At 72.5% G+C, this 20,190-nt stretch carries 21 protein-coding genes and 1 pseudogene; 12 read left to right on the top strand and 10 right to left on the bottom strand.

Translation table 11 applies throughout. The annotated features are described in order from the left end of the window. The first annotated feature begins 64 nt into the window (after window positions 1–64). Together OG852_RS05300 and glgX are read left to right on the top strand one after the other, a co-directional pair. Window positions 65–574, top strand: a complete 510-nt coding sequence (locus OG852_RS05300; RefSeq protein ID WP_133916619.1) for a pep a2 — start codon at window positions 65–67, stop codon at window positions 572–574. Between the two features lie 26 nt (window positions 575–600). Continuing rightward, complete coding sequence (glgX, locus tag OG852_RS05295; RefSeq protein WP_330351399.1) at window positions 601–2,718, top strand: glycogen debranching protein GlgX; 2,118 nt, start codon at window positions 601–603, stop codon at window positions 2,716–2,718. An 85-nt stretch (window positions 2,719–2,803) separates the two neighbouring features. Here the strand turns inward: glgX and OG852_RS05290 are convergent, their stop codons facing one another. After that, window positions 2,804–3,607 (bottom strand): VOC family protein, encoded by an 804-nt coding sequence (locus tag OG852_RS05290; protein WP_133916620.1) that lies wholly within the window; start codon window positions 3,605–3,607, stop codon window positions 2,804–2,806. 105 nt (window positions 3,608–3,712) lie between these two features. On the opposite strand from OG852_RS05290, the gene OG852_RS05285 reads away from it, so the two are divergent. Next, window positions 3,713–4,048, top strand: a complete 336-nt coding sequence (locus OG852_RS05285) for an ANTAR domain-containing protein (RefSeq protein ID WP_330347226.1) — start codon at window positions 3,713–3,715, stop codon at window positions 4,046–4,048. A gap of 3 nt (window positions 4,049–4,051) precedes the next feature. On the opposite strand, the gene OG852_RS05280 is transcribed toward OG852_RS05285, so the two are convergent. Beyond that, window positions 4,052–4,843, bottom strand: a complete 792-nt coding sequence (locus tag OG852_RS05280) for an RNA polymerase sigma factor SigF (protein ID WP_133916622.1) — start codon at window positions 4,841–4,843, stop codon at window positions 4,052–4,054. Between the two features lie 274 nt (window positions 4,844–5,117). Between OG852_RS05280 and OG852_RS05275 the strand changes: the two genes are divergently transcribed. The 4 genes from OG852_RS05275 to OG852_RS05260 all read left to right on the top strand — a co-directional run bounded on the left by OG852_RS05275 (window position 5,118) and on the right by OG852_RS05260 (window position 7,938). Next, on the top strand, window positions 5,118–5,573 hold the full coding sequence (locus OG852_RS05275) for a MarR family winged helix-turn-helix transcriptional regulator (RefSeq protein WP_133916623.1): 456 nt from the start codon (window positions 5,118–5,120) through the stop codon (window positions 5,571–5,573). Next, the gene (locus OG852_RS05270; protein WP_133916624.1) at window positions 5,570–6,397 is read left to right on the top strand and encodes an ABC transporter ATP-binding protein; all 828 of its coding nucleotides are present in this window, start codon (window positions 5,570–5,572) and stop codon (window positions 6,395–6,397) included. The genes OG852_RS05275 and OG852_RS05270 overlap by 4 nt, the downstream gene beginning before the upstream one ends. Further along, window positions 6,357–7,217, top strand: a complete 861-nt coding sequence (locus OG852_RS05265) for an ABC transporter permease (protein ID WP_133916625.1) — start codon at window positions 6,357–6,359, stop codon at window positions 7,215–7,217. The genes OG852_RS05270 and OG852_RS05265 overlap by 41 nt, the downstream gene beginning before the upstream one ends. 202 nt (window positions 7,218–7,419) lie before the next feature. After that, window positions 7,420–7,938 carry a hypothetical protein gene (locus OG852_RS05260; protein ID WP_330351398.1) on the top strand — a complete coding sequence of 173 codons (519 nt, stop codon included), beginning with the start codon at window positions 7,420–7,422 and terminating at the stop codon, window positions 7,936–7,938. Between the two features lie 25 nt (window positions 7,939–7,963). Here the strand turns inward: OG852_RS05260 and hemC are convergent, their stop codons facing one another. The 8 genes and pseudogenes from hemC to OG852_RS05220 all read right to left on the bottom strand — a co-directional run bounded on the left by hemC (window position 7,964) and on the right by OG852_RS05220 (window position 15,280). Continuing rightward, the gene (hemC, locus tag OG852_RS05255; RefSeq protein WP_133916627.1) at window positions 7,964–8,899 is read right to left on the bottom strand and encodes a hydroxymethylbilane synthase; all 936 of its coding nucleotides are present in this window, start codon (window positions 8,897–8,899) and stop codon (window positions 7,964–7,966) included. 116 nt (window positions 8,900–9,015) lie between these two features. Next, window positions 9,016–9,792 carry an NPP1 family protein gene (locus OG852_RS05250; protein ID WP_133916628.1) on the bottom strand — a complete coding sequence of 259 codons (777 nt, stop codon included), beginning with the start codon at window positions 9,790–9,792 and terminating at the stop codon, window positions 9,016–9,018. 155 nt (window positions 9,793–9,947) lie between these two features. Beyond that, window positions 9,948–10,931 carry an ATP-dependent DNA ligase gene (locus tag OG852_RS05245; protein ID WP_443064503.1) on the bottom strand — a complete coding sequence of 328 codons (984 nt, stop codon included), beginning with the start codon at window positions 10,929–10,931 and terminating at the stop codon, window positions 9,948–9,950. 67 nt (window positions 10,932–10,998) lie between these two features. Then, on the bottom strand, window positions 10,999–11,442 hold the full coding sequence (locus OG852_RS05240; RefSeq protein ID WP_133916630.1) for a hypothetical protein: 444 nt from the start codon (window positions 11,440–11,442) through the stop codon (window positions 10,999–11,001). 71 nt (window positions 11,443–11,513) lie between these two features. Further along, window positions 11,514–11,911, bottom strand: a pseudogene (locus tag OG852_RS05235) (LuxR C-terminal-related transcriptional regulator); the annotation flags it as partial. A 42-nt stretch (window positions 11,912–11,953) separates the two neighbouring features. Continuing rightward, a complete protein-coding gene (locus tag OG852_RS05230; protein WP_133916631.1) occupies window positions 11,954–13,105 on the bottom strand; it encodes a sensor histidine kinase in 1,152 nt (383 codons plus the stop codon). A 72-nt stretch (window positions 13,106–13,177) separates the two neighbouring features. Continuing rightward, the gene (locus tag OG852_RS05225; protein WP_330347225.1) at window positions 13,178–14,221 is read right to left on the bottom strand and encodes a zinc-dependent alcohol dehydrogenase; all 1,044 of its coding nucleotides are present in this window, start codon (window positions 14,219–14,221) and stop codon (window positions 13,178–13,180) included. Window positions 14,222–14,353: 132 nt separating this feature from the next. Continuing rightward, window positions 14,354–15,280, bottom strand: a complete 927-nt coding sequence (locus OG852_RS05220; RefSeq protein WP_330347224.1) for an SGNH/GDSL hydrolase family protein — start codon at window positions 15,278–15,280, stop codon at window positions 14,354–14,356. A gap of 283 nt (window positions 15,281–15,563) precedes the next feature. Between OG852_RS05220 and OG852_RS05215 the strand changes: the two genes are divergently transcribed. The 5 genes from OG852_RS05215 (at window position 15,564) to OG852_RS05195 (ending at window position 20,098) form a co-directional block, all read left to right on the top strand. Further along, a complete protein-coding gene (locus OG852_RS05215; protein ID WP_330347223.1) occupies window positions 15,564–16,085 on the top strand; it encodes a MarR family winged helix-turn-helix transcriptional regulator in 522 nt (173 codons plus the stop codon). After that, entirely contained in the window at window positions 16,085–16,927 is an 843-nt protein-coding gene (locus OG852_RS05210; protein WP_443064502.1) for a response regulator transcription factor, read from the top strand. The genes OG852_RS05215 and OG852_RS05210 overlap by 1 nt, the downstream gene beginning before the upstream one ends. Window positions 16,928–17,427: 500 nt before the next feature. Next, window positions 17,428–18,660, top strand: coding sequence for a cytochrome P450 (locus tag OG852_RS05205; protein WP_330347222.1), 1,233 nt, complete (start codon window positions 17,428–17,430; stop codon window positions 18,658–18,660). 65 nt (window positions 18,661–18,725) lie between these two features. Continuing rightward, entirely contained in the window at window positions 18,726–18,929 is a 204-nt protein-coding gene (locus OG852_RS05200) for a ferredoxin (protein ID WP_330347221.1), read from the top strand. After that, window positions 18,926–20,098 (top strand): NAD(P)/FAD-dependent oxidoreductase, encoded by a 1,173-nt coding sequence (locus OG852_RS05195; protein ID WP_330347220.1) that lies wholly within the window; start codon window positions 18,926–18,928, stop codon window positions 20,096–20,098. The genes OG852_RS05200 and OG852_RS05195 overlap by 4 nt, the downstream gene beginning before the upstream one ends. The last annotated feature ends 92 nt before the right edge of the window (window positions 20,099–20,190 follow it).

The following is a 20,190-nucleotide window of genomic DNA, read 5'->3' as shown; positions in this document are numbered from 1 at the left end:
CTCCGTATATTCGGCCCGTGAGGGCCCACGGAGCGGGAGCCTCGCCGGTGAGGAGCCAACGACGATGAAGACCGCAGTTCCCTGCTATTACCACCTCGACGTGGACGTCAGTCCGGAGCGCGTCGGACAGGTCGGCCGGATCCTGGCCGCCCATCTGAGGTACTGGGACCTCGAGAACCTGGTCGCCCCTGTCTGCGGCGGCACCGGGATGCTGTTGAAGGCCATCGACCGGCACGCTACGGACAAGTGCCTCTCGATCGAGATGTGGTGGAACGGGCAGCATCTGATCACGGCCGTCGGCGGCAACGACCGTGAGCTGCGCCCGGACCAGGACCTGCGGAGCTGCCTGGAACAGATCGCCGCGATGAGCGACGGCTGGGGCTGCTGCGCCACGGACACCGGCGGCAAGGTCATCTGGTTCTCGCAGCGCGCCCGTTCCGGCGAGCGCGTCCCGCTGGTGCCGACCGCGCCGTCGCCCAGCCTGCGCGAGGGGCGACCGGTGCCCCGTGCCCTCCCGGTGACGGCACTGGCCGCGCCGGCGGTCGAGGAGCGGGTCCTGGAGGACGCCCGGTGACCTCACCGCCGTACCGGAACGCAGGGGTGCCCGCGTGGAGCGGGCACCCCTACCCCTTGGGAGCCGACTTCGACGGGAAGGGCACCAACTTCGCGCTGTTCAGCGAAGTGGCCGAGCGGGTCGACCTGGTGCTCGTCGAGGACGACGGCAGCCACCGGGCCGTCCCGCTGACCGAGGTCGACGGCTTCGTGTGGCACGGGCATCTGCCCGGCGTCGGCCCCGGCCAGCGCTACGGCTACCGGGTGCACGGTCCCTGGGACCCGGCCGCCGGGCACCGCTGCAATCCGGCGAAGCTGCTCCTGGACCCCTACGCACGCGCCGTCGACGGCCGGACCGACAACCACCCCTCCCTCTTCGAACGCGCCGGGGACGGCCCCGACCCCGCGGACAGCGCCGGGCACACCCTGCTCGGCGTGGTCACCGACCCCGCCTTCCACTGGGGCGACGACCGCCCGCCCCGGCGCTCGTACGCCGACACCGTGATCTACGAGGCCCACGTCCGCGGCATGACCCGCACCCACCCCGACGTCCCGCCCGCCCTGCGCGGCACCTACGCGGGCCTCGCCCACCCGGCGGTGACCGAGCACCTCACCTCGCTGGGCGTGACGGCGATCGAGCTGATGCCCGTCCACCAGTACGTGCACGACGGCGTCCTGCAGGACCGCGGCCTGTCCAACTACTGGGGCTACAACACCATCGGCTTCTTCGCCCCGCACAACGCCTACGCCGCCCACGGCACCCGGGGCCGGCAGGTCACCGAGTTCAAGGAGATGGTGAAGGCGCTGCACGCGGCCGGCCTGGAGGTGATCCTCGACGTCGTCTACAACCACACCGCCGAGGGCAACCAGAAGGGCCCCACGCTCTCCTTCCGCGGCATCGACAACGCCTCCTACTACCGGCTGGTGGACGGCGACTGGTCCCACTACTACGACACCACCGGCACCGGCAACAGCCTGCTCATGCGGCATCCGTACGTGCTCCAGCTCATCATGGACTCCCTGCGCTACTGGGTGACCGAGATGCACGTCGACGGCTTCCGCTTCGACCTCGCGGCCACCCTGGCCCGGCAGTTCCACGAGGTGGACCGGCTGTCGGCGTTCTTCGACCTGATCCAGCAGGACCCGGTGATCAGCCGCGTCAAGCTGATCGCCGAGCCCTGGGACGTCGGTGAGGGCGGCTACCAGGTGGGCAACTTCCCGCCGCCGTGGTCGGAGTGGAACGGCAGGTACCGCGACGCCGTACGGGACTTCTGGCGGGCCGAGCCGCACTCCCTCGGCGAGTTCGCCTCCCGGCTGACCGGCTCCTCCGACCTGTACGCCCCCAGCAGACGCCGGCCGCGCGCCAGCGTCAACTTCGTGACCGCGCACGACGGTTTCACACTGCGCGACCTCGTCTCGTACAACGACAAGCACAACCGGGCCAACGGCGAGGGCGACCGCGACGGCGAGAGCCACAACCGGTCCTGGAACTGCGGGGTGGAGGGCGAGACCGACGACCCGGCCGTCCTCGCCCTGCGCGCCCGCCAGCAGCGCAACCTCCTCGCCACCCTGCTGCTCTCCCAGGGCATCCCGATGATCGGCCACGGCGACGAACTCGGCCGCACCCAGCGCGGCAACAACAACGCCTACTGCCAGGACAACGAGCTCTCCTGGATCGACTGGCGGCTGACCGAGGAGCAGCGTCGGCTCACCGACTTCTGCCGCCGCCTCGTCGCCCTGCGCGCCGCCCACCCCGTGCTGCGCCGGCGCCGCTTCTTCCGCGGCGAGACCGTGACCCACGCCGGCCAGCCCCTGCCCGACCTGGTCTGGCTCCAACCGGACGCCCGGGAGATGCGCGACCGCGACTGGCAGCGCTCGGACGCCCACAGCGTCGGTGTCTTCCTCAACGGCGACGCCATCGCCGAACCGGACCGACGGGGCCGCCCGGTGGTGGACGACTCCTTCCTCCTGCTCTTCAACAGCTACTGGGAGCCGGTCCCCTTCCGCCTCCCCGGCGCGGCCTACGGCGAACGCTGGACGGTCTGCGCGGACACGGCGGAACCGGACGAGGGCCGCGACGAGACGGAGTACAAGGCAGGCGGTGAACTGCGCCTGGAGCCCCGCAGCTTGATCGTCCTGTCGAGACCCGCACGCCGCTCGGAGTGAAGGGGCGCGCAGCGCCCCCTCGTTCAGGGGCGCGGGGACCGCGCGACGAGCCCCTACGCACCCGCACCCGAATGACGACCCGACCTCACCGTTGGCGCCGCGAGGTCACAGTGAACTGCGCCCCGTCCGGATCCCGCAGAATCGCCTCGTCCCCGGACTCCCGCAACACGCTCCCCCCGTGCTTCTCCGCGGTCCGAGCACACCCCGCGACATCGCCGACGGCGAAATGCACCTGCCAGTGCGGCCGAATGGTCGGATCGGGGGCCGCCTCCAACGCCCCGGACTCGATCCGGGCCACCACATCACCCCCACTGCGCAGCACGACCTCGCCCCCCTCGTACCGGACCTCGCAGCACCCGGGCCGGTCCGTGGCCCAGTCGAGGATCTCGCCGTAGAAGATCGCGGAGTCGAACGCGTCACGGGTGTGGAGTCTGATGAAGGAGGGGGCGGCCTGCCGCCAGGCCTCCCAGTTGCCGATCAGCTTGCCCTCCCAGACGCCGAAGGTCGCGCCCTCCCGGTCGGCCAGCAGTGCCGCCCGGCCCGGCGGCAGCGAGATCGGCCCCACGGCCACGGTCCCGCCACGCTCCCGGGCCCGGGAGGCCGCCTCGTCGGCGCTGGGCACGGCGAAATACGGCGTCCACGCCACCGCCATCTGCCACATCGCGGCGACGGCGGCGATCCCGGCGACCGGGACGTCGTCGACCAGCGCGGTGCGGAAGTGGCCGCCCAGAGTGCCGCGCCGCCACCGCCAGCCGAGGACGGCCCCGTAGAACTCCTGGGTGGCCTCCAGATCGCGGCTGGTCAGACTCACCCAGCAGGGCGCGCCGAACACGGCGTGGGTGGAGAGGACCTCCTGCGGACCGTGGGCTGACGACGGGTGATCGTTCATGGGGGCTCGCGTTCCTGTCTCCCGGCCCGACGGCCGGCGCCTCTCTCCAGTGTCCGGCCGGAAAGGGCGTCGGCGCCTGCCGAGGCCCGGTGGGACGATGGAGTGGTGGCACGAGTACCGCGGGACCCGGAAGACGAAACGGCCCGGATCCTCCACCTCCAGCATGAGGTCGACCAGCTCAAGGAGGCGGTCGCCTCCCATGCCGTGGTGGACCAGGCGATCGGGGTGATCGTCGCGCTGGGCAGGGTCACGCCGGACGAGGGATGGGTGATCCTCAGGGAGGTCTCGCAGCACACCAACATCAAGCTGCGCAACGTCTCGGAGCTGATCCTCATCTGGGGACGCAGCGGAGAGATGCCCGAGCAGATCAGGGTTGAGCTGGAGGCCCTGCTGGACCAGCACGGCCCGACCCAGATCCCCGGCGCTCCGCCGTTGGAGTGAGACTCAGTTCGCCTCCGGCACGACCTCCTCGCGCAGCCGTGCGAAGCAGTTGCTCAGCAGCCGCGAGACGTGCATCTGCGAGATGCCCAGCCGCTCGGCGATGGTGCTCTGGGTCATGCCCTGGAAGAACCGCAGATAGAGAATGGTCCGCTCGCGTTCCGGCAGCCCCCGCAGGCAGGGTGCCACGGCGACGCGGTCGACGACGGTGTCGTAGCCGGGGTCCGGCTCGCCCAGGGCGTCCGTCAGCGCGTAGCCGTCGGTGCCGGGCATCTCGGCCTCGAGGGACAGCGCGGAGAAGCACTCCAGCGCCTCCATGCCGGTCAGCACCTCGTCCTCGGTGAGCTGCGCGTACGCGGCGATCTCGGGGACCGTCGGCGCCCGGCCGGGGGTCGTCTGGGCGAGGTCCTTCGTGGCGTGCCGCACCCGGTTGCGCAGGTCCTGCACCCGGCGCGGGACGTGCAGCGTCCACATGTGGTCGCGGAAGTGGCGCTTGATCTCCCCCGTGATCGTCGGCACCGCGTACGCCTCGAAGGCGCGGCCGCGGCCGGGGTCGTAGTGGTCGACGGCCTTGACCAGACCGAGGGCCGCGACCTGGTAGAGGTCCTCCAGCGTCTCGCCGCGGCCGCGGAAGCGGACGGCGATCCGCTCGGCCATGGGCAGCCACAGCCGGACCAGTTCGTCCCGCAGGGCCTGACGTGCGGGCCCGTCGGGCAGGGAGGACAGCTCTTCGAACGACTCGGTGGTGTCCGGGGCGTCGTCATGGGGATGCTGACGGGTTCTGGCGGTGCTACGCATCACGCGCGCCTTCCCGAGGGTGTGCCGAAGGATGGAAGGACACCGTGGAAGACAAGCGCTCGGACGGTTTCGGCAATCGCCCGGGGCGGCCCGCTCGGCGGGGACCCCACGGACGTGCCTCCGGTCCGAAGCACATCTACTCCCATGCCCCTCCAGGGGGGCTTGAAACCGTTAGGCGCCTTATGTCCGAATTATTTTCGGCTTCCTGGGTTTTTGGCTTTCCTTTGGCTCGCGAAGGAGAGATTACCTCTGACTCAGAGGTAATCTCGGAGGTGTGGACGAGGAGACCTTTCCCGAAGAGCTCGCCGACGCGCTCGTCGGCATCCAGCGGCTGCTGCGGCGCCGGCTGCGCGCGGGGCTGACCGTGCCCCGGCTGCGCGGCGCCGAGGTCGAACTGCTGCGGCTCGTCGAGTCCCGCCCCGGCATCGGTGTCTCCGACGCCGCCAAGGAGCTGTATCTCGCGGGCAACTCCGTCTCGACCCTGGTCAATCAGCTCGTCAGGGACGGGTACCTGGTCCGCGGGACCGACCCGGCCGACCGGCGCGCCGCCCGGCTGCTGCTCACCGAGGCCGCCGAGACCCGGCTGCGGGCCTGGAAGGAGCGCCGTGCCGCGCTCGTCCGCCGCCATGTCACCGGACTCGACGCCGCCGACCAGGAGGCCCTGCGCGCCGCCCTCCCGGCGCTGCGCTCGCTCGCCGTCAGTCTGCACGAGGAAGCCGAGGAGTCATGACCGAAGCCGTCGCCTGCACCGCGCTCGCCTACGCCTTCGGGGACACCAGGGCCGTCGACGGGCTCGACCTCACCGTCCACGAGGGCGAGGTCTTCGGTCTGCTCGGCCCCAACGGGGCGGGCAAGACCACCGCGATCCGCTGCATCACCACCCTGCTGCCCGTCCCCTCCGGCATGGTCGCCGTCTTCGGCCGTGACGCCGCCCGCGACCGGATGGCCGTACGACGGCTGCTCGGGTACGTCCCGCAGCAGCTGTCCGCCGACCAGAACCTCACCGGCCGGGAGAACGTCGCCCTGTTCGCCCGTGTCTTCGACGTGCCCCGCCGGGAGCGCGCCGAACGCGTCGCCCAGTCCCTGGCCGCCGTCGACCTCACGGACGCCGCCGACCGGCTGGCCGGCACCTACTCCGGCGGTATGGTCCGCCGCCTCGAACTGGCCCAGGCCCTGGTCAGCGCGCCCCGGCTGCTGATCCTCGACGAGCCGACCATCGGCCTGGACCCGATCGCCCGCACCGGCGTCTGGGAGCACATCACCGCCGTGCGCGAGGCCACCGGCATGACCGTCCTGGTGACCACGCACTACATGGACGAGGCCGACCAGTACTGCGACCGGGTCGGTCTGATGCACCGCGGCCGCATCCGCGCCCTCGGCACCCCCGCCGAGCTCCGACGGGGGCTCGGCGAACGCCGCGGCCTCGCGCCCACGGATCCGCCGCCCAGCCTGGAGGACGTCTTCCGGGACGTCGCCGGCAGCGGCCTCGACGACAGTTCAGGAGACTTCCGCGATGTCCGAAGCACCCGCCGCACCGCGCAGCGCGTCGGCTGACCGGGCCCCCGAGCGGGGCATCGACCTGCTGCTGAAGCCGCCCGTGCCGCGGGCCGGCTGGCGGGTGCTCCCGGCCCGCGTGGGCGCCCTGTGCACCGTCGAACTGCAGAAGCTGAGCCATGACCGCACCGAGCTCTACACCCGGGCCGTCCAGCCCGCCCTCTGGCTGCTGATCTTCGGGCAGACCTTCTCCCGCATCCATGCGATCCCGACCGGCGGCATCCCGTACACCGACTACCTGGCGCCCGGCATCATCGCCCAGTCCGCGATGTTCATCGCCATCTTCTACGGCATCCAGATCATCTGGGAGCGCGACGCCGGGGTCCTCAACAAACTCCTCGTCACCCCCACCCCGCGCTCGGCGCTGATCACCGGCAAGGCCTTCGCGGCCGGGGTGAAGTCGCTGATCCAGGCCGTCGTGGTCGTGCTCATCGCCGCCCTGCTCGGGGTCGCCCTGACCTGGAACCCGCTGAAGCTGCTCGGGGTCGCCGGGATCGTCGTCCTCGGCTCGGCCTTCTTCTCCTGTCTGTCCATGACCATCGCGGGCATCGTCCTCAGCCGCGACCGGCTCATGGGCATCGGCCAGGCCATCACCATGCCGCTGTTCTTCGGGTCCAACGCCCTCTACCCGGTCGCCATCATGCCCGGCTGGCTCCAGACGATCAGCCGGATCAACCCGCTCAGCTACGAGGTGGACGCTCTGCGCGGTCTGCTCCTCGGTACGCCCGCGCACCTCGCGCTCGATTTCGGGGTGCTCGTCCTGGCCGCCGCGCTGGGCATCACCGCCGCCTCCTCACTGCTCGGCCGTCTCGCCCGCTGACCCACCCGGGCGATCTTGGCCGGGACGTGATGTGCGGCACGCCCGCGGACCGCTCCTCGGCGGCCTTCGGCGGATTCTTCCTGCGCACGGCTTGATCGACGATCAAAAGGGGTGAACCCCCTGGCCACAGCGCATTCCGCTCATTTGACAGTGCGCTGAGCACACGGATAGGAAGCAGCCGGTGGAATTCGAGAGGTGGACTGTGGACGAGCCGAACGTGGTCGGGGACTGGCAGGAGTACGACGAGCATGCCGGTCTGCGGGTCCGTGTCCACCGACTGGAGCAGTCCGAGCCGCCGCGCGGCCGCGACGACGCGGCCGAGGGGCTGACGTACTTCTGTCTGCGGGTGACCGTCGAGAACCGCGGCGCCGGGCACTCCACCATCCACCTCGAGGACGGGCAGATCGACGTACGGATCGGGCCCGACGGCGAGAGCGCGTTCATCGACTGGCGCAACTCGCAGTTCATCGAGGGCTTCGACGTCTACCCGCTGCGCCGCGCCACCGCCGTCCTGTACGCCGCCGCCCCCGAGGCCGCGCTCGGCCAGGTGGACGTGCAGATCCAGCTGCGGGTCGACGACGACTGGGCCGACCGCCGACTGTGGAGCGGCGGCATCGGACTCCAGGACGGGGCCGTGCCGACGGGGCAGGGCCGCGACAGCCTGGCCCGGCAGGTCAGCAACTTCCTGCGGGACCAGACGGCCGAGGAGGGCACCGCCTGAGGGTGCCCGGCCATGCCACCGGCTCTCAGTGCGGGATGCCGTCGATGATCTCGCGGGCGCCCTGGCGCAGCAGCGCCACCGCCACCGAGGTGCCGAGCGTCGCCGGGTCGAGCCGTCCCGCCCACTCGTGGGCGTTCAGCCGCACCTTGCCGTCAGGGGTGAACACGCAGGCCCGCAGGGACAGTTCGCCGCTGCGGTCCACCCGGGCGAACCCGGCGATCGGGCTGTTGCAGTGGCCCTGGAGCACGTGCAGGAACATGCGCTCCGCCGTGGCCTCCCGATGGGTGGACGGGTCGCCGAGCCCGCTGACCGCGTCGATCAGGTCGGTGTCGCCCTCGCGGCACTGCAGGGCGAGGATGCCCGCGCCGATCGGCGGCATCATCGTCTCCGGCGACAGCACCTCGCTGATCACGTCCGTGCGGCCGATGCGCTCCAGACCGGACACGGCGAGCAGCAGGGCGTCCGCCTCGCCCGCCGCCAGCTTCTCCAGCCGGCGGTTGGCGTTGCCGCGGAACGGCACGCACTCCAGGTGCGGGTGCGTGGCGGCGAGCTGGGCGACCCGGCGCACCGAGGAGGTGCCGATCCGGGTGCCGTCCGGCAGCTCGTCGAGGGTGAGCCCGCCCGGGTGGATCAGGGCGTCGCGGATGTCGTCGCGCCGCAGGAAGGCGGCGAACACCGTGCCCGCGGGCAGCGGGCGGTCCGCCGGAACGTCCTTGACGCAGTGCACCGCCAGATCCGCCTCACCGGCCAGCAGCGCCGCGTCCACCTCCTTGGTGAACGCGCCCTTGCCCTCGACCTTGGACAGATCGCCCATCCACTTGTCACCGGTCGTCTTCACGGGGACGACCTCGGTGCGGACACCGGGATGCAGGACGGCCAACTCGGCGCGGACGCGCTCCACCTGGGCCAGCGCCATGGGCGAGTCGCGGGACACGATGCGGATCAGTTCCGGAACGGACATGCGGGACACGATAGACCCTCGCGCCCCGCACTCCGCACCGCTTCCCGGTTTCGGGCCACACGTCACGGTGTGAACCGTGGCCCGACGGGGTAGAACGGCCCGTTCCGTACCGCCGCTTACGCGTTGGGGTCGAAGGTGATCCCCGACGGCTTCGCCGACGTCAGGTGCGCGGTGAAGTTGGCGTCCTTCAGACCGAAGTTGGCGCTGCCGAAGTCGTACGCGCTCAGCTTGTCGCGCAGGCCCGACGGGTAGCCGTTCCAGCCGACCAGCGGCGGGTACTGCCAGGTGTGCTTGGCGTTCTCCGGCGGCTCGTCGCCCGAGTTGCCGAGCCGGAAGCAGTGCGTGCTGATGCCGTCCTTGTGGTAGACGATCTTCGCGTGGGTGCCCTCGAAGCGGACGTCGGACACCGGGTGCACGGTGAACGAGCCGTGGTTGGACGTCGACACGTACTGGATCGTGCCGTTCTGCACCCAGACCACGACATGCTCCCAGTCGTGCCGGTGCCCGCCGATGCTGCTGCCCGCGATGGCCTGGTCCTTCTCGAAGTACAGGCCGTACATGTAGGCGCACCAGCCGTTGTTGCACTTGTAGCGCGAGTAGCTGTTGGTGTTGTCCAGGTCGGACGCGTCATGGCAGTCGCCGCTGAGTGAACCGGTCGGCTTCAGACCGCCGTTGATGGTGCCGTCCGGGCCGATGGCCGGGGTGGAGTAGCAGCCGTCCGTGTCGTAGTCGAACGCGGGCTGGTACGTCAGTTCGGCCGCCTCGGCGTTCTGCGGCAGCGCCGCCGGGGGGGCCGCGAAGGCGACCGAGGGCACGGCCACCACGAGAGCGGCGGCACCGGCGAGTCCGGTGAGCCACCTCCTGCTCCGGGCCTTGAACGTAGATGACGCCACCGCGTCCTCCTCGTGATCCGAGCGCAGCCGAACGGCTGTGGGGGGAAGGGGAGTTGAAAGGAAGTTCAGCTTCCACGGTTTTCACTCCCACGCCAAGGGGTCGCAGGCGTATCAGTGGTGAAGCGCAGCCCAATAGTTGGTCGCTCGATGCCGTGTCAGGCGGAGTTGTCCGGAAGGTCGGCCGCCGACTCCTGCGCCGTCAGGTCCGTGCGCAGTCGCAGCCACGAGGGCTGGCGCAGCAGACCGGCCCGGGTGCGGGTGCTGTAGCGGACCTCGCCGACGAGCCGGGGCACCACCCAGCGGGCGCCCGGCGCCGCCGGTACGGGGTCGAAGGGGCACACGTCGGTCGCCTCGGCCCGCAGCAACGCGGCGAGTTCGGTGCGCTCGGCCTCGCTCCACCCCGTGCCCACACTGCCGACGTACCGCAGGGCGCCCGCCGAGGTCCGCTGCCCGACGAGAACGGCCCCGGGGAGTCCGGTCAGCCGCCCCCTGCCAGGTGACCAGCCGCCGACGAGCACATCGGCGGTGCGCATGTTGCGGATCTTGATCCAGGCGCGGGAGCGCACCCCGGGCTCGTACACCGAGTCCAGCCGCTTGCAGACCAGACCCTCCAGACCGTGCGCACGGGTCGCCTCCAGGGCCTCGCGTCCGTGGCCCACGAGCGCGCCCGGCGTCGACCAGTACGGCCCCTGCAGTCCGAGCGCCTCGAGGCGCGCCCTGCGTTCGGCGTACGGCAGCCGCAGCAGCGGGACCCCGCCGAGGTGCATGACGTCGAAGAGCACGAGGTGGACGGGCACCGAGGCCGCCATCCGCGCCGCCTTCCTCGGTGCCTGGACCAGCCCCATCCGCGACTGGAGCAGCTGGAAGTCGGCCCGGCCCCCCGCGTCCAGCGCCAGCACCTCCCCGTCCAGCACGGCGGCCGTCGCCCCGAGCGCCGTGCCCAGCGGCCGCAGCTCCGGATAGGCCGCGGTGATGTCCTCCCCGGACCGGGCCCGCAGCCGGACCGTCCCGTCCCCGGCGAGATACACCACCGCCCGCTGCCCGTCCTGCTTGGTCTCGTAGGCCCAGTGCGCGTCCTGGGCGGCGGACGGCAGCCGGCCGGGCGTGGCCAGCATGGGTGCGATGAGAGGGAGCGTCACGGGTGACTTGTCGACATCCGCGCCCCGCACCACGCGCCCCGCGGGACGGTTTCCCCTGAACGGCCGCTCAGTCGCCCGAGCAGCCGAAGACACCGAGGTGGCTCGGCCGGTCGCCGGTGTGCAGGACGACGTACCGCGCGGTCCACCGCACGGTGCACTCGGCGCTCAGCGCGGGCCCGGAGTCGTACACCTCCCGGAATCGCTCCGGCGACGGTCTGTCCGTGCCGAAGTGGTGTCTGACCCGGGCCGCGGCGAGCGGGCGCAGGGTGCCGCAGTCCTCGACGGCGTACTCGTCCGGCGGCTCGGAGGTGTCGACGACCTGCAGGATGTCGAGGATGGAGTGCGTCCCCTCCTCGCTCATGAACTCCGCGTCCGCCCAGAGCTCCTCCAGGCTCGCGTAGGTGTCGTCACCGCCGTACTCCCGTGCGAACTCCGCGGCGTGCAGTGCCCGCAGGGACTCCTCGACCCCGCCCGTGTACGGAGTGACGTAGTCCCAGCAACTCGCGCCCATCGCGCCCCCCTCGCCCTCGGTGGACCGTCCCTCTGCTCGCCACGGTAGGACAGGGCACCGACAACGGGCCGTCAGCTCCTCCCCTCCCGCGGGGGCGGGGCCTGGACCAGGCCCGTCTGGTAGGCCACGACGACGAGTTGGGCGCGGTCGCGGGCGCCGGGCTTGTCATCGCCCGGTGGACGTGGGTGCGCACGGTGAGGGGGCTGACGACGAGCTTCTCGGCGACCTCCTCGTTGGAGTGGCCCTCGGCGACCCAGGCCATCACCTCGCGCTCCCGGGCGGTGAGCGCGGCGAGGTCGCCGGGGACGGCGAGCCGGGCGCCCTCCGCCGGGGAGGCGAGGAAGCGGGTGATCAGGGAGCGGGTGGCGAGCGGGGAGAGCAGGGAGTCGCCCGCGGCGACCGTGGGGATGCCGTCGAGCAGCGCGTCGGCGGTGACGTCGAGGAACCCGCTCGCGCCCGTCCGCGTAGCGCTGCCGGCAGGTGAGCACCGGCTCCTTGGCCCGAAGCGCGCTCACCACACGCACGGCAGGTCCACCTCGACCAGCGTCGGGCCGCCCACCGGGCTGGTGATCCGCACCGTTCCGTCGAGCGCGGCCACCCGGCGCCGCATGCCCAGCAGGCCCGAGCCCGCGCTCTCGTCGGCGCCTCCGCATCCCTCGTCGCGCACCCGCACGCGCAGGCCGGTCCGGGTGCGGGCCAGCCCCACCGCGGCCCGGTCGGACCCGCTGTACTTGGCCGCGTTGGTGAGCGCCTCCGCGACCACGAAGTACGCGGCGGCCTCCACCGCGGCCGGCGCCCGTGTCCCCTCCGGGAGACCGTCGGCCAGGACGTCAACCCGCAGTCCGCTCGCCGCCGCCAGCGCCCGTACGGCCCCCACCAGCCCCCGGTCGGTGAGGATCGGCGGATGGATGGCGCGCACCACGTGCCGCAGCTCGGTCAGCGCCTCCTCGGCCTGCTCCTGCGCGTCGGCGAGCAGCTTGCGCGCGGTGTCCGGGTCGGCGCCGTACGCCCGCCGCGCCAGCCCGATCCGCATCGACAGGGCGACCAGGCGGGCCTGGGCGCCGTCGTGCAGGTCCCGCTCGATACGGCGCAGCTCGGCGCCGTGCGCGGCGACCGCGTCCGCCCGGGTCGCGGTGAGGTGCTCGACCCGCTGGGCCAGCAGCGCCTTGGGGGAGGGCCGCAGCAGCGCGGCCGACCAGGCCGTCTCGACGTCGGCGAGCCGGACGATCAACGGCAGCACGCGCGCCCGGCGGCCCAGCAGGCCGCTCCCCACCCCGTCGACGACCAGCCCGAGCGGCCACAGCGGCAGCATCAGCACGGTCAGCCAGGGATAGGCGTAGTGCGCGGCCATCCAGCGCGCGTCCGTGAGGGTGCCGGGGTCGCGCACGGCCGTACGCAGCCTCTGCCGTATCGGACCGGTGAGCGGCGCGTACGCCTCGGGGATCTCGCGGCCGGTCCAGGAGGCCGTCAGCCGCCTCTTGGCCCCGGCGACGCGGCGGATCAGCAGCACGGTCTCCGGCACCAGCCAGACGCCGACGCCCGTCACCGCGCCGGTGGCGGTGATCAGCAGCACGGTGACGAAGAGGTACGACCCGAAGGCCATGGCGGCGGCCAGCAGCAGATGGACCGAGGCCCGCGCCGCCTGTCGCAGGGTCGTGCGCATGCGGATTCCCGGGGGTGAGGGGGTGGGGGACCGGCCGCCGGGCGCACCCGGCGGCCGGTTCGCGGACGGGGATCAGTCGTCCAGCGTGACGACGACCTTCTCCGCCGCGCCCGGAGTCAGCGCCAGCTCGAAGGCGCTGTCTGCCTCCGCGAACGGCACCCGGTGGCTGATCAGCTCGGCGAACCGCTCCTGGTGCTCGACCAGCTCGGGCGTCACCTCGAAGATCTCGGTGGGGTAGCCCTGGGAGGCGATCAGGGTCAGCTCGCTGCGGAGCATGCCGCCCAGGTCGATCTCGGAGCCCTTCTTGTGGACCGCCACCATCACCAGCTTGGCGCCCCACTTGGCGGAGTTCACCACGGTGTTGAACACGGCCGCCGCACCGGCCGCGTCGATGAAGACGTCGGTGCCGGGCCGGGGCTGGCCCAGGGCGTTGGCGCTCGGGCCGTGCAGCTCGGTCAGTCGCGCCGCCACGTCCTCCCGCGACGAGTCGACGACGGCGTCCGCGCCCACGGCCAGTGCCTTCTCCAGCCGGGAGGCGATGACGTCCACGACGACCACGTGCTCCACACCGCGCAGCTTCAGCCAGATCGCCGCGCCGAGGCCGATCGGACCGGCGCCGAACACGACCACCTTGTCCCCGGGGCCGGCCTCGGAGCGGTTGACGGCGTGCCGCGCCACGGCCATCGGTTCGTTGAGCGAGGCCACGTCGAAGGGCACGGTGTCGGGGAAGACGGCGACGCTCCTGCCGACCTCGGCGTTCTCGATCAGCAGGAACTCGCTCATACCGCCGTACTTCCCGCCGCAGCCGATGATGCCGGTGGGCGCTTCCTGCGGGTTGACGACCACCCGGTCGCCGATGTTCAGGCCCTCGACCTCGGCGCCGAGTTCCACGATCTCCCCGGCCGGCTCGTGGCCGAGCGCCACCGGGACCAGCTCGCCGCCCAGATGGGCGCGGGCGGGCATGCCGCCCATGTGCAGGAACGTGACATCGGTGCCGCAGATGCCGCAGGCACGGATCCGTACCAGGGCGTCCTTGGGGCCCGGCACGGGCCGCTCGACGTCGACGACCTCGATCTTGTCGACGCCACCGGTCTGGACGGACTTCATCGTGCTCATGGGAGAACCTCTCTCGGGTGGTGCTGGTCGCTCATCGGTCGGTGGGGCAGCGGGCGCCGGTTGCCGGTCGGCGCCGCCGGCTGTCGTTCCCAGGTCAGCGGCAATCGGGCGTCGGGCGTGGGATCTCGGGGGTCACACGCCGAAGTTCTTCAGGACGGCGTCCGCCATGCCCCGCTCGCCGCGCTCGTCGGGGTGGACGCAGGCGGCGGGGGCGAGCGGTACGAGCGGCTCGATCCAGCGCACCCGCCGGTCGGCGCAGGCGTCCCGCCCGACCGAGGGCGTGTAGGTGTCGACATAGCCGGCGCCCGCCTCGTCGGCGCGTTTCCGGAGCATCGCGTCGAGCTGCCGCTCCTTCTCGTGCGGACAGGCGATGTCCCCGGCGGTGATCCCCATCTCGGCGCCGCAGCCGCTGGGGTGCGCGGGCAGGATCGCCGGGTGGCCGACGACGTAGATCCGGGCCTTCGGCGCCCGCCGCCGGACCTCGGGCAGGGCCTTCGCCAGCCGCTCGTCGGCCGTGGCGATCCGCTGCCCCATCGCGTCGGTGCCGTCGGAGACGTACCGGGCGCGACACGGCGCGTCGCTCGCGGTGCCGTCCCTGAGACCGTTCAGCGCGAAGGTGATGACTCCGGACGTCACACACGTCTTCACCAGGGAGGCGAAGCCGATGTCGTTGCCGCCCATGCCGATCGTGACCAGCCGGGTCCGGCCGTCGAGGGCGGACAGCTGCGCCGGGTTCGTGCCGTGGTCCGTGGACTGCGGTGCGCTCAGGTCTGCCAGGGTCGCCCCGCTGCGGCTCACGTCCCGGACGTCGGCGGCGGGCAGTTCCAGCCGCCGTGCCACCAGGGCCGGGTAGGTGCGGTCGGAGCGTTCGCAGCCGGCGGGGGTGCCGGTGCGGTCCGGGATGTCGGGGCCGGCGGTGTAGGAGTCGCCCAGCGCCACATAGGGGCCGCGCGGCGGGGTGGGGGGCGGCCGGGTCGCCGTGCCGCCCGGCCACGATCGCCGTGATGAGCACGCGCAGGCGAGCGCCCTGGCCAGCGCGGCGCGTACGGGGGGCTTCATACGGGGGGTCTCCAGGGGCGAGGGGCTGGTCGGTCGTCCCGGACCGGGTTCCGGTGCCGGTGGTGATGTCCCCGGGCCCGGTGCCGGCAGGGGGGAGTGCGCCGGCGGCCGGGCCCGGGGAACACGCCGCTTCCGTCCCCACGGGTGCGGCGCCGGGAGCCGCCTCCGCTCAAGGCGCTCCAGTCCGGGTTGCTTGAGTTAGGCAAGCACATAGGGATTACTTGAGTCAAGCAAGCGTGCAGATTTACTTGAGTTAGGCAAGTAGGGGAGTAGGGTGGGCGGCATGTCCCCCTCACCGCCCGCAGTGCCCCCCGCCTCGCCCGCAGCGGTCGAGATCGAGCGCTCCCTCACCCGGGTCGCCTATCTGAGCGTCCGGGCCCGTCAGCACGATCGACTGGTCGCCATGGCGGGCGTCCCGCTGGACCGGGCCGCCGTCGCCATGCTGCGCCGGATCGCCGAGCACGAACCCCTGCGCCCGGGGGAACTCGCCCAGGTGCTCGCCGTCCAGGCCTCGCACGTCACCCGCCAGGTGCAGCGGCTCCAGCAGGCCGGATACGTCACCCGGGTGCCCGACCCCGAGGACCCCCGCGCCCGGCGGATCCGCCTGACCCCGCTGGGCGAGGAGGCCGTGGCCCGGCTCGGGGAGGCGGGCGCGCGCGGCATGCAGCTGGTCCTCGCCGAATGGTCGCCGGCGGAAGTGCGGCTGCTCGCCCGGCTGGTGTCCCGTATGGCGGACGTCCTGCTGGTGGAGCGGACCCACCCGGCCGACCTCACCGCACCCCTGGGGGAAAGGCCCGGATCCTGATGCGCGCACCGCGACCGTCCCGGCGTGACGAAGGCCGCGCGGGCGGCTTCCTGTACTCCTCGGGCCCCGCCGATCTCCCCGGACCGTTATCCTGGCCCGGCCCCTCGCGTACGGTCTCCCCCCTGCCTGCCGACCCGACGGCGAAACCCTCGCTCGCCCGTGGCGCCGGGCAGCATGTGCTGATCCTCGCCGGTGAACCCGACACCGCCGAACTGCTCGCCACGACCCTGGAGTTGGCGGGCTACCGGATTGGCCTCACGGACACCGCCGCCGACGCCCTGGCCCGGCTCGACGCGCATCGCTTCGATCTGCTGGTCGTCGACACCACCCTGCCCGACCTGCCCGGCATCGCCCGTGCGGGCCGCCCGGTGATCGCCCAGCGGCCGCCGGTCCTCTACCTCGCCCCGTACGACTCCCTCGGCAGCCTTCTGCCCGAACTCGGCCCCGGGGTGCAGGACTACGTCACCAAGCCGTTCCGGGTGGTCGAGGTGCTGGCCCGGATCCAGGTGCTGCTGCGCGGCACCGCCGCCCCCGGCCGCCCCGGGCACTCCCCGTGCTACGACGACCTGGTCCTGGACGACACCCTGTGCCGGGCCTGGCGCGGGCCCCGCGCTCTCGACCTCACCCCCGCCGAGTACCGGCTGCTGCGGCACCTCCTGGTCAACGCGCACCGCGTGCTGTCCAAGGAGCAGATCAGCCGGTACGTCTGGGGCGACTTCCGGGGCGACAACGCGATCGAGCAGCTGCTCTCCCGCCTGCGGCGCAAGGTGGACCGCGAGGCGCCGCCGCTGATCCACACGCACCGGGGTTTCGGGTACTGGCTGGGGAGGGCGGACGGCTAGGGCCCTTCTGACGGATCTCCGTGGGTGAAGGAGCGGCGTTCGGTGCGCGCGATCGGCGTGCGGCGTGGAGGGTCATGTGGCGGAGCCACCTGGCCCTTCGCGCCGTGCGGCAAGCGGGCGTGCCGGGCGTCGCGACGCCGCGGAGATCCGTCAGAAGGGCCCTAGGTGTGCTGACCGGACAGGTTGGTGACGCGGCCGGCTGGGGGCGGGGGGTGGCCGCACAGTCCCGTCGTCCGCTCGACGGGGGCCCGCGGCGTCGTGGGGGAGCGTGCCGGGCGTCGCCGGGCGGGCGGGAGTTTCGCGGACACGCCCAGGGCTGACGGACCGTCGAGGCGCACCTCGCGAGGTGATCCAGGTCACGTCAGCTTTCCGTCAGGGAACTGACCGGAAGCCGTCAGCCCCCTCTGCTTGCCTGGGTCCATCGAGGCCTCGACCCCCCTTCCCTCCCGTTCGCCCCGGCGTTCCGGCCCGCCCGGAGCCCCCCACCACCGAGGAGAGCCATGGCCGACACGCTGACCGGCCCGGTGCCCCAGGCCCCGGACGCGGTCCCCGAGTTCCCGATGCCGAGGGCGGACCGCTGTCCGTTCGACCCGCCGCCCGCCCTCAGGGAGCTCCAGGAGCAGGCACCGCTGACCAAGGTGCGGCTCTGGGACGGCACCGAGCCCTGGCTCGTCACCCGCTACGCCGACCAGCGGGCGCTCCTCGGCGATCCCCGGGTCAGCGCGGACACCGACCGCCCCGGCTATCCGACCAAGGCGAGCCCCGAGGCCGGTGAGGGCAAGCTCAGCTTCATCATGATGGACGACCCGGAACACGCCCGGCTGCGCCGGATGGTGACCGCGCCCTTCGCCATCAAGAAGGTCGAGGCCCTGCGCCCCGCCGTGCAGCGGATCGTCGACGACCTGATCGACGGGCTGCTGGCGGGCCCCAGGCCGGTGGACCTGGTGGAGGAGTTCGCCCTGCCGATCCCCTCGCTGGTGATCTGCGAACTGCTCGGCGTGCCCTACGACGACCACGCCTTCTTCCAGGACAACACCAGGACGATGGTCCACCGGGACGCCACCGCCGAACAGCGCGGCCAGGCGAGCCGCGAGGTGGCCGGCTACCTCGCCGGACTCATCGGCAAGCGGCTCGCCGAGCCGCGCGACGACCTGCTGTCGAGCATCGCCGCCCGGATCACCGCGGGCGAGATCGACCACCAGCAGGCCACCGAGATGGCGCTGCTGCTGCTCATCGCCGGTCACGAGACCACCGCGAACATGATCGCGCTCGGCACCCTGGCCCTGCTCCAGCACCCCGACCAGCTCGCCCTGCTGCGGGAGACGGACGATCCCCGGCTGGTCTCCTCCGCCGTCGAGGAGCTGCTGCGCTATCTGCACATCACCCACCTCGGCCGGCGCCGCGCGGTCACCGAGGACATCGAGATCGGCGGGCAGATCATCAGGGCCGGGGAAGGCGTGATCATGGTCAACGAGGTCGCCAACCGCGACCCCGAGGTCTTCCCGGACCCCGACCGGCTCGACCTCACCCGTGACGCGCGCCGCCATGTCGCGTTCGGCTTCGGCGTCCACCAGTGCCTCGGCCAGCCGCTGGCCCGGATGGAGCTCCAGGCCGTCTACGGCACGCTGTACCGGCGCATCCCCTCTCTGAGGCTCGTCGGCACGCTCGACGACGTCCGCTTCAAGCACGACGCCTTCATCTACGGCGTCCACTCCCTGCCCGTGACCTGGTGACGGTTCCCCGTCCCGCACAGCACGACGGCAATCGACAGCAGAACGCAAGGAACAAGGGGAATCCCATGACCTCCCACAAGGTGGAGCTGGAAGCCGACAAGTGCGTCGCCTCGGGACAGTGCGTGGTCGCCGCCATGCAGGTCTTCGACCAGGACGACGACGGCATCGCGATCCTGCTGGAGGAGGCGCCCGCGCCCGAGCTCCTCGACGACGTCCGCGAGGCCGTCGCCGTCTGCCCGGCCGCCGCGATCCGACTGGTCGAACAGTGAACCGGATCGTGGTCGTCGGGGCCTCCGCCGCCGGACTCGCGGCGGTCGAGACCCTCCGCCGCGAGGGCTACGACGGCACCCTCACCCTCGTGGGCGACGAACCGCATCTCCCGTACGACCGCCCGCCGCTGTCCAAGCAGCTGCTCTCCTCCGAATGGGAGGAGGACCGGCTGAGCCTGCGCCGCCCCGAGGACCTCGCCGCCCTCGGCCTGGACCTGCGGCTCGGCACCCCTGCCCGCGGCCTGGACGTGCACGGGCGCCGGGTGCTGCTGGCCGACGGGGAGGCGCTGCCGTACGACGGACTGGTCGTCGCCACCGGGGTACGGCCGCGCCGGCTGCCCGGCGAGGGCGCGCATGTGCTGCGCACCCTGGAGGACGCCCTGACCCTGCGGGAACGGCTGGAGCCGGGCCGGCATCTGGTCGTCGTCGGCGCCGGGTTCCTCGGCGCGGAGGCGGCGTCCGTCGCCTGGCGGCTCGGGGCCCGGGTCACCCTCCTGGAACCGGCTGCGGTGCCCCTGGCGCACACCGTCGGCGAGGACGTCGGACGCGTGCTCGCGCAGGCCCACCGCGACCGGGGCGTCGAGCTGCGCTGCGGGGTCGGCGTCACCGAGGTCACCGAGGACGGCGTACGGCTCGCGGACGGCGGGATCGTCGAGGCCGACGAGGTGCTCGTGGCGATCGGCTCGCTGCCCAACACCGACTGGCTGGGCGGCAGCGGACTGCCGGTCGGCGACGGTGTCGTCTGCGACGAGTACCTGGAGGCCGCCCGGGGGGTGTACGCCGCCGGGGACGTGGCCCGCTGGTACAACCCGCTGTTCGGCACCGCCATGCGGATCGAGCACCGCACCAACGCGGCCGAGCAGGGCATGGCCGCCGCGCGCAATCTGCTCGCCGCGCCCGGGGCGCGCAGGCCGTTCGCGCCGGTGCCGTACTTCTGGTCGGACCAGTACGACCTGAAGGTCCAGGCCTACGGCTTCCTGCGCGGCCACGAGGAGACGGTCGTCGTCGAGGGTGATCTCGCCGAACGCCGGTTCGTGGCCGCGTACCGCACCGGCGACCGGGTGAGCGGCGCCCTCGCGGTCGGGATACCGCCGAGGGCGATCCGGACGTGGCGCCAGGCGATCGCCTCCCGAGCGGCGTGGGGCGAGAGCGTCCGCGTCCCGGCGTAGGGGGGCAAGCGAGGGAGGAAGGGGCCCCGGCGGGCGCTGTGAGCCTGCCGGGGCCCTTACGCTTGCCCGGGCGTCGTCGTTCCGCAGTAGAT

This window comes from Streptomyces sp. NBC_00582 (genome assembly GCF_036345155.1).
Taxonomy (GTDB): Bacteria; Actinomycetota; Actinomycetes; order Streptomycetales; family Streptomycetaceae; genus Streptomyces.
The sequence above is the reverse complement of the archived record's forward strand: the minus strand, read 5'-3'. Positions and strand labels throughout refer to the sequence as shown.

Coding starts and splice junctions, on each gene's coding strand:
- OG852_RS05205 (WP_330347222.1), top strand. CDS start 17,428: ATGGCCGACACGCTGACCGGCCCGGTGCCCCAGGCCCCGGACGCGGTC.
- OG852_RS05300 (WP_133916619.1), top strand. CDS start 65: ATGAAGACCGCAGTTCCCTGCTATTACCACCTCGACGTGGACGTCAGT.
- OG852_RS05280 (WP_133916622.1), bottom strand. CDS start 4,843: ATGCGTAGCACCGCCAGAACCCGTCAGCATCCCCATGACGACGCCCCG.
- OG852_RS05240 (WP_133916630.1), bottom strand. CDS start 11,442: ATGGGCGCGAGTTGCTGGGACTACGTCACTCCGTACACGGGCGGGGTC.
- OG852_RS05215 (WP_330347223.1), top strand. CDS start 15,564: ATGTCCCCCTCACCGCCCGCAGTGCCCCCCGCCTCGCCCGCAGCGGTC.
- OG852_RS05200 (WP_330347221.1), top strand. CDS start 18,726: ATGACCTCCCACAAGGTGGAGCTGGAAGCCGACAAGTGCGTCGCCTCG.
- hemC (WP_133916627.1), bottom strand. CDS start 8,899: ATGTCCGTTCCGGAACTGATCCGCATCGTGTCCCGCGACTCGCCCATG.
- OG852_RS05220 (WP_330347224.1), bottom strand. CDS start 15,280: ATGAAGCCCCCCGTACGCGCCGCGCTGGCCAGGGCGCTCGCCTGCGCG.
- OG852_RS05270 (WP_133916624.1), top strand. CDS start 5,570: ATGACCGAAGCCGTCGCCTGCACCGCGCTCGCCTACGCCTTCGGGGAC.
- OG852_RS05265 (WP_133916625.1), top strand. CDS start 6,357: ATGTCCGAAGCACCCGCCGCACCGCGCAGCGCGTCGGCTGACCGGGCC.
- OG852_RS05230 (WP_133916631.1), bottom strand. CDS start 13,105: ATGCGCACGACCCTGCGACAGGCGGCGCGGGCCTCGGTCCATCTGCTG.
- OG852_RS05290 (WP_133916620.1), bottom strand. CDS start 3,607: ATGAACGATCACCCGTCGTCAGCCCACGGTCCGCAGGAGGTCCTCTCC.
- OG852_RS05210 (WP_443064502.1), top strand. CDS start 16,085: ATGCGCGCACCGCGACCGTCCCGGCGTGACGAAGGCCGCGCGGGCGGC.
- OG852_RS05225 (WP_330347225.1), bottom strand. CDS start 14,221: ATGAGCACGATGAAGTCCGTCCAGACCGGTGGCGTCGACAAGATCGAG.